Origin of the sequence: Micromonospora sp. NPDC050417, assembly GCF_044458865.1 — a bacterium.
Classification (GTDB): domain Bacteria; phylum Actinomycetota; class Actinomycetes; order Mycobacteriales; family Micromonosporaceae; genus Micromonospora_G.
Genome location: NZ_JBITIH010000007.1, coordinates 21,845 through 35,768 on the forward strand (window position 1 = coordinate 21,845; position 13,924 = coordinate 35,768).

A 13,924-nucleotide genomic window follows, 5' to 3' on the forward strand; every position below is an offset into this window, starting at 1 on the left:
ACGGACCTCCGCTCGCCTTTGGTCGCGGGTCCACACTGGGGGGCAGACGGCCCGCCGGGTGGTTGGAACCACCCGGCAGACAAGAAGGGAAGGGACCGACATGGAGATCAGCGGCATCTTCACCGCAATCGTCATCGGCCTCGTCATCGGCGCTCTCGGGCGTCTTGTCGTACCGGGCAGGCAGAGCATTCCGATCTGGCTCACCCTGGTCATCGGCATCCTCGCCGCCCTGCTCGGCACCCTCATCGCCGGTGGTCTCGACGTCGCCGACACCCGCGGTGTCGACTGGATCGAACTCGCCCTCCAGGTCGGTCTCGCCGCGGTCGGGGTCTCGATCGCCGCCGGCGCGTACGGCCGCCGTACGCCGTGAACACCTCGGCCGTACGCCGTCGGCGGTAGGCCGCCGCTAACGCCGGGAGTGGCGGGGACGGGACAGGCGGAACCGGAGGACCCGCCACACGGTGCTCGGCCGGGCGAGCGCGTACGGATGTTCGGCCATCGTGGTCACCCTGGCCAACCGTTCGTCGATCACCTCGTCGGTCATCGAACCCTCAAGGAGCAGTTCGCTGAACCATCTGACCAGTCGGTATCCGGGCGGGTACGGGCCGTCGACGTGCGGTAGTCCGAGGTCGGCGAAGGTGGAGACCTGCCAGGCCGCGTCGACGATCACCCGTACCTGCTGGAAGTAGGCTCGCGCGGGCTCGGTGTGCGGCGCCGGGCCGGAGCGCAGGTACGCCGAGAGACAGGAGGCGTGCATCGCGGCCGACGTCATGCCCTGCCCGTAGATCGGGTTGAACGAGGCGACCGCGTCCCCGGCGGCGACCAGCCCGGCCGGGAGTCGGTCCAGTTGATGGAAGTCGCGGCGTCGGCTGTCCGCCTGGTGGTAGGTGACCACGTCGCCGATCATCTGGCCGTTCTCGGCGATCTCCCGGAACTCGGTGGGGAAGTGGTCGCGGCAACGGGCGATGAAGTCGTCCGCGTCGCGTCGGGGACGGTCATCGTCGTATCCGGCGACCAGCATCAGCCAGCGGTCGCCCTCGACCGAGTTGATCCCTCCGATGCGGGGGATCCGTCCGTTGCCCGGCGTGGTCTGCGCGATCGCCATCCAGGCGTCGCTGACCTGCTCATCCCGCTTGAACAGTGCGGTGGCGTAGTTCAGTTTGATCGGCATCCGACGCATCGGGGGCCGGGGCCAACCGTTCTCCTCAAGCCAGTCACCGAGCCGGCTGGAGCGCCCCATCGCGTCGACCACCAGGTCGGTGTCGACGGTGGCGAGCTCGTCGGCGCCGTCGGGGAGGTACCGGACACCGGACACCCGGTCGCCGTCGAGGATCACACCGTCCGCGCGACCGGGCACGAGCGTGACGTTTCCGATCGCCAGGGTCCGGCGGCGCACCAGTGCTTCGAGGAAGGGTCGGGTGGTGATGAGGCCCGGCACCTGCGGCCGGGACATCGGCGCCGTACGCCGTACGCCGTTGATGAAGATCCGGCCGGTGCCACTGGTCGGTCGTGGCGCACCCGCGTCGAAAGCCTGCTCGGTGAAGCCGGGGAACCAGCGTTCGATCTGCGCCTGTCCCGCCGCCAGCAGCGCGTGGACCTGACTGCCCTGCGGTGCGCCGGGACGTGGTCCAAGCGCGACGTCGCTGGTGTCCGGCTCGATCACGAGCACCTCGTCGGCGTGGTCGCTGAGCACCCGGGCGGCCAGCAGGCCGGCGATGCTCCCGCCGAGGACCACCGCCCGGCGCATGACGATCTGGGCTCCGGTGGGCTGTTGCACCGTGGAGAGTTGGGCGAAGCGCTGGGACGCAGAGGGCAGCATGGGACACTCCTTCTTCGATCAAGAAATGATCACCACGGTTGCCGGCCTCCGTTGGCCAGTGTCGCCACCTCGGTCACAGTGTGTCGCGGGCTGACTGCGCAGTGGAATCAGCCGGAGACTATCACTGGCTGAACGTCCAGGCCGCGAGTTGCTGGTCGCGACGCTCTGTTGTGGAGGCGGAAACGCTGACCGGTTCCTGATTGACAACCGCACCCCTTCGGCGTACGGGCAGCCATCTCCGCTGCTCACGCACTCCTTTCCTTCATGATCGTCCGATGTTCCGCCCCTTGATCCGCGACCCGACAGGGGCTGACGCACACGGGCGAATGATCCCGGTTACCCTCCTTGGCCATGAGAGGTTGGCGCTCGTGAGGGGGCGGCGTCTGCTCGCCGCGGTGACCGGGGCTGTACTCGCCGCTGCGGCCCTTCCGGTGAGCGCGTCCGCCGGCACGACAGCCGTTCCGGTGAGCGCGGTCGGTGCCGCACCGACCAGTTCCGCCACGGTGACGCCGAGCACGCCGCCGGTGCCCTGCCCGGTGCCCACGCCACCGGTGCCGCGTCCGACGTCACCGCCGCGTCCGAAACCGCCCGCCGACGACCCGGTCAAGCGCACGGTCGGAGGCCCGGAACTCGCGACGTCCGGCCTGGTCGTCGCGGCGGGATCGGCCAAGCCCCCGGCGGTGACCGCGACGTCGTGGCTGGTCGCCGACCTGGACACGGGTGCCGTTCTCGGTGGTTGCGGCCCCCACGAGTACGGCACCCCGGCGAGCGTGCAGAAGCTCCTGCTGACCGCCACCGTGCTGCCGAAGCTCGACCCGAAGCAGGTCGTCACCGTCACCCGTAAGGACCTCGACTTCGAACAGGGCAGTTCGGCCGTCGGCCTACTGCTCAACGGCCGCTACTCGATCGAGACCCTCTGGCTCGGGCTGCTGCTGAACTCCGGCAACGACGCGGCGAACGTACTGGCTCGTCTGGCCGGCGGAGACGCCGGTGTCGACGGCACCCTGGAGGCGATGAACGAGCGGGCACGGGAACTCGGCGCCCTCCAGACACACGCGGTGACACCATCCGGCCTCGACGCTCCCGGCCAGTTCACCAGCGCGTACGACCTGGCGCTGATCGCCCGCGCCTGCTTCGCCGAGGAGACGTTCGTCCGGTACGAGCAGACCGAACGTGCCCAGATCCCCGCGCAGCCGCCCAAGAAGGGCTTCCAGATCCAGAACGACAACCAGCTCCTGTTCAACTACCGGGGCGCGATCGGTGGCAAGACCGGCTTCACCGACCTGGCCCGACACACGTACGTCGGGGCCGCCGAGCGCAACGGTCGGCGGCTGGTGGTCACCCTGCTCGGCGCCGAGGCGAGACCGCTGCGGGGCTGGCAGCAGGGAGCGGCACTGCTCGACTGGGGATTCGCCCTGCCCCGGGACACCTCCGTCGGTCGACTCGTCGATCCGGGTGAGGCAACGGCAACCCCGTCGCCGTCTCCGGCCTCGACCCGGCCCGGTGGCGGCTCGACGACCAGGGCCGCGGCTCGGAGCACGCCGTGGTGGTCGGGGGTGTCACCGACGGCCGGCGTCGGGCTCGGCGCGGCCCTCGCGGTCGCGGCGGTGGTGACGGTGGTGGCCCTGCTGGTGTCGCGCCGGCGTGGTCCGCAGCGTCCGGCCGGCCGGCGTCGACGTCGCCGACAGGGGATCTTCGACGGCTGAGTGGTCGGGCGGCGTACAAATCGGTTGTCCGTGCCTGGCCGTGGCGTTACCGTCCGGCGGTGCTGATCCGAGAGTATGCCGGGGGCGACTGGGCGCAGGTGTGGCCGATCGTGCGGGAGGTCGTCCGGGCGGAGGAGACGTTTCCGTACGACCCCGGGATGACTGAGGAACAGTCCCGGGGGATGTGGGTCGAGGCACCGCCCGGTCTGACCGTGGTGGCGGTGGACGGGGACCGGGTGCTGGGCACCGCCAAGATGGGGACGAACCGGCCCGGTCCGGGTTCGCACGTCGCGACCGCCAGTTTCATGGTCGCGGCTGGCGCCCGGGGACAGGGGGTCGGCACCGCCCTGTGCCGTCACGCGTTGGACTGGGCCAGGGCACGCGGGTACGCCGGGATGCAGTTCAACGCCGTCGTCGAGTCGAACACCACCGCCGTCGAGCTGTACCGCCGCCACGGCTTCGAGGTGCTCGGCACCGTGCCCGGAGCGTTCGCCCACCCGACGCTGGGCCGGGTCGGACTGCACCTGATGTACCACGCTTTCTGACCTCTGCCCTGGTCACGCTGCGGGTAGGCTTCATCGGCCCGCCCGCATCCACCTGGAGAACGCTGCCTTGTCCGCGTCACGCACCGAGCAGGTCCGCCCCGACCTCCGCGCCGACTGCGGGAACTGCTTCGGGCTCTGCTGCGTCGGGCCGGCCTTCGCCGCCTCGGCGGACTTCGCGATCGACAAGTTAGCCGGACACGCCTGCCCGAACCTGGACCAGGACTTCCGCTGCGGCATCCACCCCGACCTGCGGCAACGGGGATTCGCCGGGTGCACCGTCTTCGACTGTCTCGGCGCTGGGCAGAAGGTGGCCCAGGTCACCTACCGGGGCGAGGACTGGCGACGGGCTCCGGAGACGGCGGAACAGATGTTCGACGTCTTCACCGTGATGCGGCAACTGCACGAAGTGCTCTGGTACCTGACCGAGGCGCTCGACCTGGAACCGGCCCGCACGATCCGCCCCGAACTCGGCGTCGCACTCGACCGGACCGAGAGCCTCACCCGCCTCGGCCCCGACGACCTGCTCGCACTCGACGTGGCGACGTACCGGCGGGAGGTGAACGAACTGCTGCTCCGCACGAGCGAACTGGTGCGGGGCAGCGCTGGTGGCCGAGCGCTCGACCGCCGGGGAGCCGACCTGATCGGAGCCCGGCTGCGTGGCGCCGACCTGCGCGGTGCGAACCTGCGGGGCGCGTACCTGATCGGCGCCGACCTCTCGGGTGCCGATCTCCGGCTGGCCGACCTTCTCGGCGCCGATCTTCGGGCGACTGACCTGCGCGGCGCCGACCTGCGGGGCAGCATCTTCCTCACCCAGTTCGGGATCAACGCGGCAACCGGCGACGTGGAGACCCGGCTGCCGGCGGCGCTCGTCCGCCCCGCGCACTGGATGGTTCCGGGGCCGCCACCGGGACGGGCGACGATTCCGATCCGCCGCCAGCCCCGCGCGGCGAAGCCCACCCCGACCTCCGACCCCACCTCCGGCAAGGCACGCCCCCGCCGCAGACCCCGACCGCGCTGACCCCAGCGCCCCCACTCCTCTCTCCCACCCCGTTGATCTAAGACATATCGTCGTGCTTTGATCTCTGGTCGCGACGATGAGCCCTGGGTCGCGCGAGGGGGAGAGCGGGGAGGGTGGAGGGGAGGGAGCGGGAAGCGGGCATCTATTAGTCGAAATTTTTCTAGCTTCCGATGGATTCTTGCAGGCATCGGGACTAATCTATCGCTCAACACACCGCCGAAACATGACCGCAACGCCCGCACAGCGGGGGGTGATCGCGGTCCTCGTCGAAGACCCGATGCGGGCACCGCCATGGCACCACGGTCTCGCCGAGCCGATGGCGCCTGTCCCGGTACCGCCACCGGGAAAGGAGACCCCGAATGTTCCGGTCCCACCACCGCTCCCCGCGTCCACCGACACCACGGAGACTCGCCCGTACGCTCGCCGGGCTGACCGCCGCCGTTACCGCCACGGTCACCACCCTCGGCGCCGTCGCGCCGCCCGCCATCGCGGCGCCGTCGCAGGGCGCCCCGGCACAGGCCGTGTCGTCCGCCCGGGGGGCCGAGACCACCGGAAACAACGGAGACGTGCCCGCCGTCCAGGACGTGCGAGCCGCCGCCGCGTACGCGGTGCTGGTCTTCTCCAAGACGGCCGGCTTCCGCCACGACTCGATCCCGGCCGGCATCACCGCGATCCAGCAACTCGGCGCCGCGAACGACTTCACCGTCGACGCGACCGAGGATGCCACCGCCTTCACCGACGCGAACCTGTCCCGCTACCGGGCCGTCATCTGGCTCTCCACCACCGGGGACGTACTCGACCCGACCCAGCAGGCGGCATTCGAGCGCTACATCCGGGCCGGTGGCGGCTACGTCGGCATCCACGCCGCCGCCGACACCGAATACGACTGGTCCTGGTACGGCAACCTGGTCGGCGCCTACTTCACCTCGCACCCGGCCAACCAGCAGGCGACCGTCAAGGTCGAGGATCCGGGCCACCCGTCCACCGCCACGCTGCCGGCCCGCTGGAGCCGGTTCGACGAGTGGTACAACTTCCGGACCAACCCGCGCGGCTCCGCGCACGTACTCGCCAGCCTCGACGAGTCCACCTACACGCCGGGTTCCGGTGCGATGGGCGCGGACCACCCGACCGCCTGGTGCAAGGCGTACGACGGGGGCCGGTCCTGGTACACCGGAGGCGGCCACACGAACGAGTCGTACGCCGACGCGCAGTTCCGGGCCCACCTGCTCGGCGGCATCCAGACGGTGGCGGGGGTGGTCGCGGCCGACTGCGGCGCGTCGCAGACCAGCAGCTTCGAGAAGGTCACCCTCGACAACAACACCAGCAATCCGATGGAGTTGGACATCGCACCCGACGGCCGGGTGTTCTACCTGGAACGCGACGGTCGGTTGCGGATCATCAAGCCGGACACCCAGACCACGGTCACCGCTGCCACGCTGAACGTTTTCACCGGCAACGAGGACGGACTGCTCGGCCTCACCCTCGACCCGAACTTCGCCACCAACCGGTGGGTCTATCTGTACTACTCACCCAACGGTGGGGCGGCACGCAACCTGCTCTCCCGGTTCACCGTGAACGGTGACACCCTCGACCTGGCCAGCGAGCGGATCCTGTTGCAGGTCGACACCCAGCGCAACACCTGCTGCCACTCCGGCGGCACGATGACCTTCGACAGCGCCGGCAACCTCTATCTCGCCACCGGCGACAACACGAACCCGTTCGAGTCCGGCGGCTACTCGCCGTTGGACGAGCGCGCCGGACGCCAGGACTTCGATGCCCAACGCAGCTCCGGTAACACCAACGACCTGCGCGGCAAGGTGATCCGGATTCGTCCCGAGGCGAACGGCACCTACACCGTGCCGGCCGGCAATCTCTTCGCGCCGGGCACCGCGCAGACCCGTCCGGAGATCTACGCGATGGGCTTCCGGAACCCGTTCCGGATCGGTGTCGACCCGGAGACGAACGCCCTCTACGTGGCCGACTACGGACCGGACGCCGGGCAGGCGAACGCCGACCGGGGCCCCGGCAACACGGTGGAGTGGAACATCGTCGGCCAGGCCGGCAACTACGGCTGGCCGTACTGCGTCGGGCGCAATGTCGCCTACCGGGACTACACCTTCCCGTCCGGACCGAGCGGCCCGGCGTTCAACTGCGCCGCCCCGGTCAACAACTCGCCGAACAACACCGGCCTGACCAACCTGCCCCCGGTGGTCCCCGCGACGGTCGACTACGACTACGACGCCAACCCGCTCTTCCCCGAACTCGGCGGTGGCGGCGCCCCGATGGCCGGTCCGGTCTACCGGTACGACCCGGGCCTCGCCTCGGCCCGTAAGTGGCCGGCCTACTACGACGGCAAGGCGATCTTCGGCGAGTGGAACCAGAACAAGATGTACACGATGCAGGTCAGCGCCGACGGCCGGTCGTTGGTCGACATCAACCCGCTGCTGACCGGCCTGTCGACGGTCCGGCCGATGGACTTCGACTTCGGGCCGGACGGCGCGCTGTACCTGATCGAGTGGGGCAGCGGGTTCGGCGGCAACAACGACGACTCGGGCATCTACCGAATCGACTACCGGGCCGTCGACCCGGCGCCGATCGCCGCCGCGAGCGGGCAACCGGTCAGTGGGCAGGCACCACTCACCGTCCAGTTCAGCAGCGCCGGGTCGCGTGACCCGGAGGGGCAGCCGATCACGTACGCGTGGCGCTTCGGCGACGGTGGCACCTCGAACCAGGCGAACCCGAGCCACACGTACACCGGCAACGGCAACTTCACCGCCCAGTTGACGGTGACCGACCCCGGCGGACGCAGTGCGGTGGCGAACGTACCGGTCACGGTCGGCAACACCGCGCCGGTGGTGGCCCTGAGCCTGCCGCCGAACGGTGGGTTCTTCGACTGGGGCGCCCAGGTCAACTACACGGTGAACGTCACCGACCCGGACGGCGGCACGATCGACTGCTCCCGGGTGGTGCTGCAGTACCTGCTCGGACACGACGAGCACGCCCACCCGTTGCAGCAGAAGACTGGCTGCTCGGGCAGCGTCCAGACCTCGCTGGACAGCGGACACGGCGGCGACGCGAACATCTTCGCCGTACTTGAGGCGACCTACACCGACCTCGGTGGACCCGGCGGCGCGGCGCCGCTGACCGGCCGGGCGTTGGTGCAGTTGCAGCCGAAGCGCAAGCAGGCCGAATACTTCACCACCACCGGGCGGGTCGCCGGCGCACCCACCGGCGGTACGCCGGGCGTGCAGCGGGAGACCACCACTGACCCGCAGGGCGGCTTCCAGAACATCGCCTTCGTCGAGAACGGCGACTGGTGGTCGTACTCGCCGACCAACCTCACCGGCATCCAGTCGCTGCGGTTGCGGGCAGCCTCCGGCGGTTCCGGCGGCACGGTGGAGGTCCGCAGCGGATCGGCGACCGGGACACTGCTCGGCTCGGTGACCGTACCGGGCACCGGCGGTTGGCAGAACTACACCGACCTGACCGTGCCGTTGGCGGCCAGCACCAGCACCGGGGCGCTCTACTTCGTGGCGAAGGCGGCGTCGGGCACCCCGGCGGGAGCTGCCCTGCTCAACGTCAACTGGGTGGACTTCGTCGGACAGGGCGTCGGCGGCAACACCCCGCCGCAGGTGACGGCGTCGGCGACGCCGACCTCGGGCAGCGCGCCACTGCTGGTGACCTTCACCGGCAACGCCACCGACGCCGAGGGCGACATCCCGCTCAGCTACGCCTGGGACTTCGGCGACGGCGGTGCGGCGAACACCGCCAACGCCACCCACACGTACGCCAGCGCCGGCACCTTCACCGCGACGCTGACCGTGACCGACTCCCGTGGTGCGCGCGGCACCGCGACGGTCACGGTCACCGCCACCGGTGGCCCGGCACCGACCGGCTCGTCGAACGTGCACCTCTTCTACTACCCGTGGTACGGCAGCCCGACCGGCCCGAACGGCGGCTGGCGGCACTGGCAGCAGGGTGGACGTACCCCGCCGAACGACGTCGGCGCGGACTTCTACCCGACCCTGGGCGCGTACGACTCCGGTGACCCGGCGGTGCTCACGCAGCACATGAACTGGGTGAGGCAGTCCGGCGCGAACGTGCTCGTCTACTCCTGGTGGGGCCAGGGCTCGTACGAGGACAACCTGGTCAACACGGTGATGAACGCGGCGGCCCAGCAGGGCATCAAGATCGCCTGGCACCTGGAGCCGTACGCCGGGCGCACCGCCGCCTCGACGGTGGCCGACATCAACTACATCAACACCCGGTACGGCAACCACCCGGCGTTCTACCGGGCGGCGGACCAGGGCAACCGGCCGGCGTTCTACGTCTTCGAGAGCCTGCTCATCCCCGACTGGTCGGCGTTGGCGCAGGTCAACGCGAACAACATCATCCTGGCCCAGACCACCGACACCTCGAAGATCGCCAACTTCTCCGGTATGTACACCTACGACGCGATCGCCGCCGCGACCGCACCCGGCTGGGCCAACGCGAGCGCGTACGCCAAGGCCAACGGGCTGATCTGGGCCCCGTCGATCGGCCCCGGCTACATCGACGACCGGGCCGTACCCGGCAACACCACCCCCACCCTGGCCCGCAACAACGGCGCCACCTACGACCAGGTGTGGAACAACGCCCTCGGTACGGCCACCGGCGGACTGCCGACCTGGGTGTCGATCACCTCGTTCAACGAGTGGCACGAGGGCTCCACCCTCGAACCCGCCCGGAGCACCCCGCCGGCCGGCTTCAACTACCAGACCTTCTCCGGCGCGTACGGGCGCACCGGGGCGTCGGCGGAGACCGCCTACCTCGACCGGACCGCCTACTGGGCGGCCGAGTTCGAACGGCGGCGGACCGGCACCGGTGGTGGTCTGGTGGCAGAGCCGACCAGCGCCAACTTCGGCGCGCAGAACGTCAACACCAGTAGCGCCGCCCAGGCGGTGACGGTCCGCAACACCGGCACCGCCGCGGTGGCCCTCACCGGCGTGGTCACCGGTGGTGACTTCAGCCAGACCAACACCTGCGGCTCGTCGCTCGCCGCCGGTGCCACCTGCACGGTCAACGTGACGTTCCGGCCAACCGCTGCCGGCGCCCGCAGTGGCTCGTTGACGGTCACCCCGGCGACCGGCAGCGTACTGACGGTGCCGTTGACCGGTACCGGCGTCACCCCGTCGAGCAACCTGGCGGCGGGCCGGCCGGTCACCGCGACCAGCACCAACCAGGGGTACGGGCCGGGTAACGCGGTGGACGGCAACGCGTCGAGTTACTGGGAGAGCGCGAACAACGCCTTCCCACAGTCGCTCACGGTCGACCTCGGTACGTCGGTGACGGTCAACCGGGCGGTGCTCAAGCTGCCCCCGAACTGGGAGACCCGCAACCAGACGCTCTCGGTGCTCGGTTCCACCGACGGTTCGGCGTACACGACGGTGCTCGGCTCGGCCAGCTACACCTTCAATCCGGCCAGCGCCAACACCGTCACCCTCAACCTGCCGGCGGGTGCTCGCCACTACCTGCGGTTGACCTTCACCGGCAACACCGGCTGGCCCGCCGCGCAGCTCTCCGAGTTCGAGGTGTACGCCGGCAGCGGCACCGGGGGACCGGTGCTGAGCCTCTCACCCGGCTCGCTGTCGTTCGGCAGCCGCACGGTCGGATCACCCAGCCCGGCGTCGGCGGTCACGGTGACCAACGCCGGTACGGCCACGGCGAGCCTCACCGGCGTCTCGGTGACCGGGGACTTCGCGCAGTCGCACAACTGCGGGTCGAGCCTGGCGGCCGGGGCGACCTGCACGGTCAACGTGACGTTCACGCCCACCGCGTCCGGGGCCCGTACGGGCACCCTGTCGGTGGTCTCGAACGCACCCGGCAGCCCGCACACGGTGGCGCTGACGGGCACCGGCACCTCCACCAACACCAACCTGGCGGCAGGCCGGCCGATCACCGCGACCAGCACCAACCAGGGGTACGGGCCGGGTAACGCGGTCGACGGCAACGCGTCGAGTTACTGGGAGTCGGCGAACAACGCCTTCCCGCAGTCGCTCACGGTCGACCTCGGCGCGGCGACGACAGTCTCCCGCCTGGTGCTCAAGCTCCCACCGCAGGCCGACTGGCAGACCCGTACCCAGACCCTGTCGGTGCTCGGCTCCACCAACGGTTCGACGTACGCGACAGTGGTCGGTTCGGCCGGATACTCGTTCAACCCGGCCAGCGGCAACACCGTGACCATCACCTTCCAGGGCACGTCGCAGCGCTACCTGCGACTGACCTTCACCGGCAACACAGGCTGGCCGGCCGGTCAGCTCTCCGAGTTCGAGGCGTACGCCTCCTGACCTGACCACCACCGCCAAGCCGTTGTGGCCGTCTACTACCCCTGGAGGGGTAGTAGACGGCCACAGCCCTTCCCGCTTGTCATCTCTGGTCGTAAACAGTGGTGGGTACCGGATCGGCGGCCCGTCGCTGCCGGCGCGTTCCCGGTGCCACTGCCGACAGGCGTGTTCGGGTTCCGGCCACCGGCCAGCGGGGTGGTCCACCGACGTCTTGCCCGAATCGTGGCTTGACAAACGCTGGGGTCCAACCTGGACGATCTGGCATGAGGATTCTTGTCGTGGGCGGAAGTGGTCTGATCGGCGCTCATGTCGTGGACGTGCTGCGTGAGCGAGGCCACGCGGTGACCACGTTGGCGCGCACCGCCCAGCCGGGCATCGATCACCTGGTCGATGTCGCGTCTGCCTCGGTCGACGAACTGCGACCGCTGCTCGCCGGCCATGACGGCGTGGTGTACGCGACCCGCACGGACGAGCAGCGACCGCTGCGCAAGCCGATCTATCCGGTCTTCCGCCGGGACAACGTCGAACCCGTGGTCCGCCTCTTCACCGCGGCCCGCCACGAGGGTCTCACCCGCGGCGTCGTGATGGGCTCGTACTACACCTACCACGACCGGCTGCATCCGCAGTGGCGCCTCGCGGCCCGCCACACGTACGTCCGATGCCGGGTGGAGCAGGCGCGGGAGGGACGAGCGGCCGCCGGCCCGGGTCTACCCGTTGCCGTGCTCGAACTGCCCTTCGTCTTCGGCCGGGCCGGCGACCGGCTGCCCAACTGGTCCGGTCCGCTCGACCGTTGGGCGAGGTCTCGTTCACCCCTGGTTGTCCCCGTCGGCGGGACTGCCGCGGCCTCGGCGCGCAGCGTGGCCGACATCGCGGTCGAGGCGCTCGAACACGCCAGTGGCGAGGACATTCCGGTCGCCGACGAGAACCTCACCTGGAACGACATGATCGCGCGGATCGCCGAGGCGGTCGGCCGACCTCGCCGGGTCGGCCGCCTGCCTGCCGGTGCCGTACGGGCCGCCTTGGGCGGTGGCGGCATGCTGCAGTCACTCGGTGGTAAGGAGTCGGGCATGAACCCCACCTACCTCGCCAACCTCCTGCTCGCCGAGCTGTTCATCGAGCCGACGACCGGCCGTTCGCTGGGCTCGGCACTCCGCGAAACCTTCTCCGACCCGCCGTCGGCCGCCTAGCAGGATCGCGCCACGCGACGCGGGACCGGCGCTGCGTAAAGTACCTGTCGTGCGAGCGACGGTCGACGGACCGACAGACGATGTCGACGCCGTTCGCCCCACCGACCCGGGGGCCGGCTACCGGGTGCTGGCCAGGAACGCGGCGATCGCGGCCGGTGCCGTCGTCGCCAACGGGCTGCTGAGCGCGGTGATCCTGGCGCTGTGCGCGTCGTTCGGGCAGACGGGCGAGATCGCGGCGTACACGGTGGTCACGTCGGCGCTGGCCTTCGTGCTGATCATCCTCAGCGGCGGATCGGCGCTGCTCTACCTCAACGGCACCGAGGAGCAGCGTACGCTGGTGCGCAGCCAGTGGACGCTGGTGGTCGTACCCGGACTGCTGCTCGGCGTGCTGGTCGTCGGCGTGTTCTACGCCCACCGGGGCTACGACGCGACCGCGCTGGCGGCGGCGGGCGTGGTGGCGCTCGGCAACGGCCTGGCCCAGTTGCAGACCGCCGACTTCAGCCGGCGGATGCGGTTCCTGGCCAGCGCCGTGCTGATGTGCGGCAGCAAGGCGGCGTCGCTGGTCATGGTCCTGCTCGGGGTTCCGCTCACCGGGGCACTCGCCGTCGCCGGTCTGACGCAGCTCGTTGTCGGCGAACTCGTCCTCGGCGGGGACGGTTCGCTGCGGCGTGAGCGGTTCCGGGAGCTTTCGTTGCGGCGCGCCATCGCGGGATACCGGTCCAGCCGGCACCTGTTCGGTTTCGCCCTCGGCGACCTGTACGTGGCGCGGTTCGCCACGCTTGTGCTGTCGCTGGTCGCGACGCCCGCGATCATGGGCAGTTTCGGGGCGCTCGTCACCGCCTACCAGGCCATCGGCGGCGTCGTGCAGTCGGCGCTACAGGTGCCGATGGTGGCGCGGGCGCGCAGCCGGTTGGGCTTCGAGCGCTCGGCGCACCCGGCCCACTTCTCGGTGGTGGTCGCGCTGGTCTGCGCGGTTCCGATGGCGGCGGCCGTCGCCTGGCTGGCACCCTGGCTCACCGGCACGATGCTCTCGCTGCCGCACGGGGAGGCCGCCAACTGGCTGGCGCTGTTCATGCTGGCGCTGCCGTTCATGGCGGTCAGCCGCGCGCTGATGTCCAACTGGATCGGCGACGGCCACTACGGCCGGGCGACGAGGGCCATGGCGGTGCTCGCGGCGCTGCTGACCGTCGCCGTCGCGGTCGGCGTCCCCGGGTTCGGCCCATTCGGTGCCGCCGCCGCCACCGCAGCGGCCGAGGCGTCCGCCCTCGCCGTGATCCTGCTGTTCGCCCGCCGCTTCGCGGGCCGGTGACCGCCGGGGTGGGGCAG

Annotated in this window: 8 protein-coding genes; 7 read left to right on the plus strand and 1 reads right to left on the minus strand. The window is 70.4% G+C overall.

Annotated elements, in window-relative coordinates:
* Positions 1–100: 100 nt before the first annotated feature.
* Positions 101–370, plus strand: a complete 270-nt coding sequence (locus tag ACIBF5_RS11315) for a GlsB/YeaQ/YmgE family stress response membrane protein (RefSeq protein WP_396810481.1) — start codon at positions 101–103, stop codon at positions 368–370.
* A gap of 36 nt (positions 371–406) precedes the next feature.
* Here the strand turns inward: ACIBF5_RS11315 and ACIBF5_RS11320 are convergent, their stop codons facing one another.
* On the minus strand, positions 407–1,819 hold the full coding sequence (locus ACIBF5_RS11320; RefSeq protein ID WP_396810482.1) for an FAD-dependent oxidoreductase: 1,413 nt from the start codon (positions 1,817–1,819) through the stop codon (positions 407–409).
* 368 nt (positions 1,820–2,187) lie between these two features.
* Here ACIBF5_RS11320 and ACIBF5_RS11325 point away from each other — a divergent pair, with 368 nt between their 5' ends.
* From ACIBF5_RS11325 to ACIBF5_RS11350, 6 genes are all read left to right on the plus strand, one after another.
* Positions 2,188–3,525: a D-alanyl-D-alanine carboxypeptidase family protein gene (locus tag ACIBF5_RS11325; RefSeq protein WP_396810484.1), complete on the plus strand. Its 1,338-nt coding sequence runs from the start codon at positions 2,188–2,190 to the stop codon at positions 3,523–3,525.
* A 59-nt stretch (positions 3,526–3,584) separates the two neighbouring features.
* The gene (locus ACIBF5_RS11330) at positions 3,585–4,070 is read left to right on the plus strand and encodes a GNAT family N-acetyltransferase (RefSeq protein WP_396810486.1); all 486 of its coding nucleotides are present in this window, start codon (positions 3,585–3,587) and stop codon (positions 4,068–4,070) included.
* 67 nt (positions 4,071–4,137) lie between these two features.
* Positions 4,138–5,088 carry a pentapeptide repeat-containing protein gene (locus ACIBF5_RS11335; protein WP_396810488.1) on the plus strand — a complete coding sequence of 317 codons (951 nt, stop codon included), beginning with the start codon at positions 4,138–4,140 and terminating at the stop codon, positions 5,086–5,088.
* Positions 5,089–5,447: 359 nt separating this feature from the next.
* On the plus strand, positions 5,448–11,414 hold the full coding sequence (locus tag ACIBF5_RS11340) for a ThuA domain-containing protein (RefSeq protein ID WP_396810490.1): 5,967 nt from the start codon (positions 5,448–5,450) through the stop codon (positions 11,412–11,414).
* 260 nt (positions 11,415–11,674) lie between these two features.
* The gene (locus tag ACIBF5_RS11345) at positions 11,675–12,598 is read left to right on the plus strand and encodes an NAD-dependent epimerase/dehydratase family protein (protein ID WP_396810492.1); all 924 of its coding nucleotides are present in this window, start codon (positions 11,675–11,677) and stop codon (positions 12,596–12,598) included.
* Between the two features lie 49 nt (positions 12,599–12,647).
* Positions 12,648–13,907 carry a polysaccharide biosynthesis C-terminal domain-containing protein gene (locus tag ACIBF5_RS11350; protein WP_396810494.1) on the plus strand — a complete coding sequence of 420 codons (1,260 nt, stop codon included), beginning with the start codon at positions 12,648–12,650 and terminating at the stop codon, positions 13,905–13,907.
* The last annotated feature ends 17 nt before the right edge of the window (positions 13,908–13,924 follow it).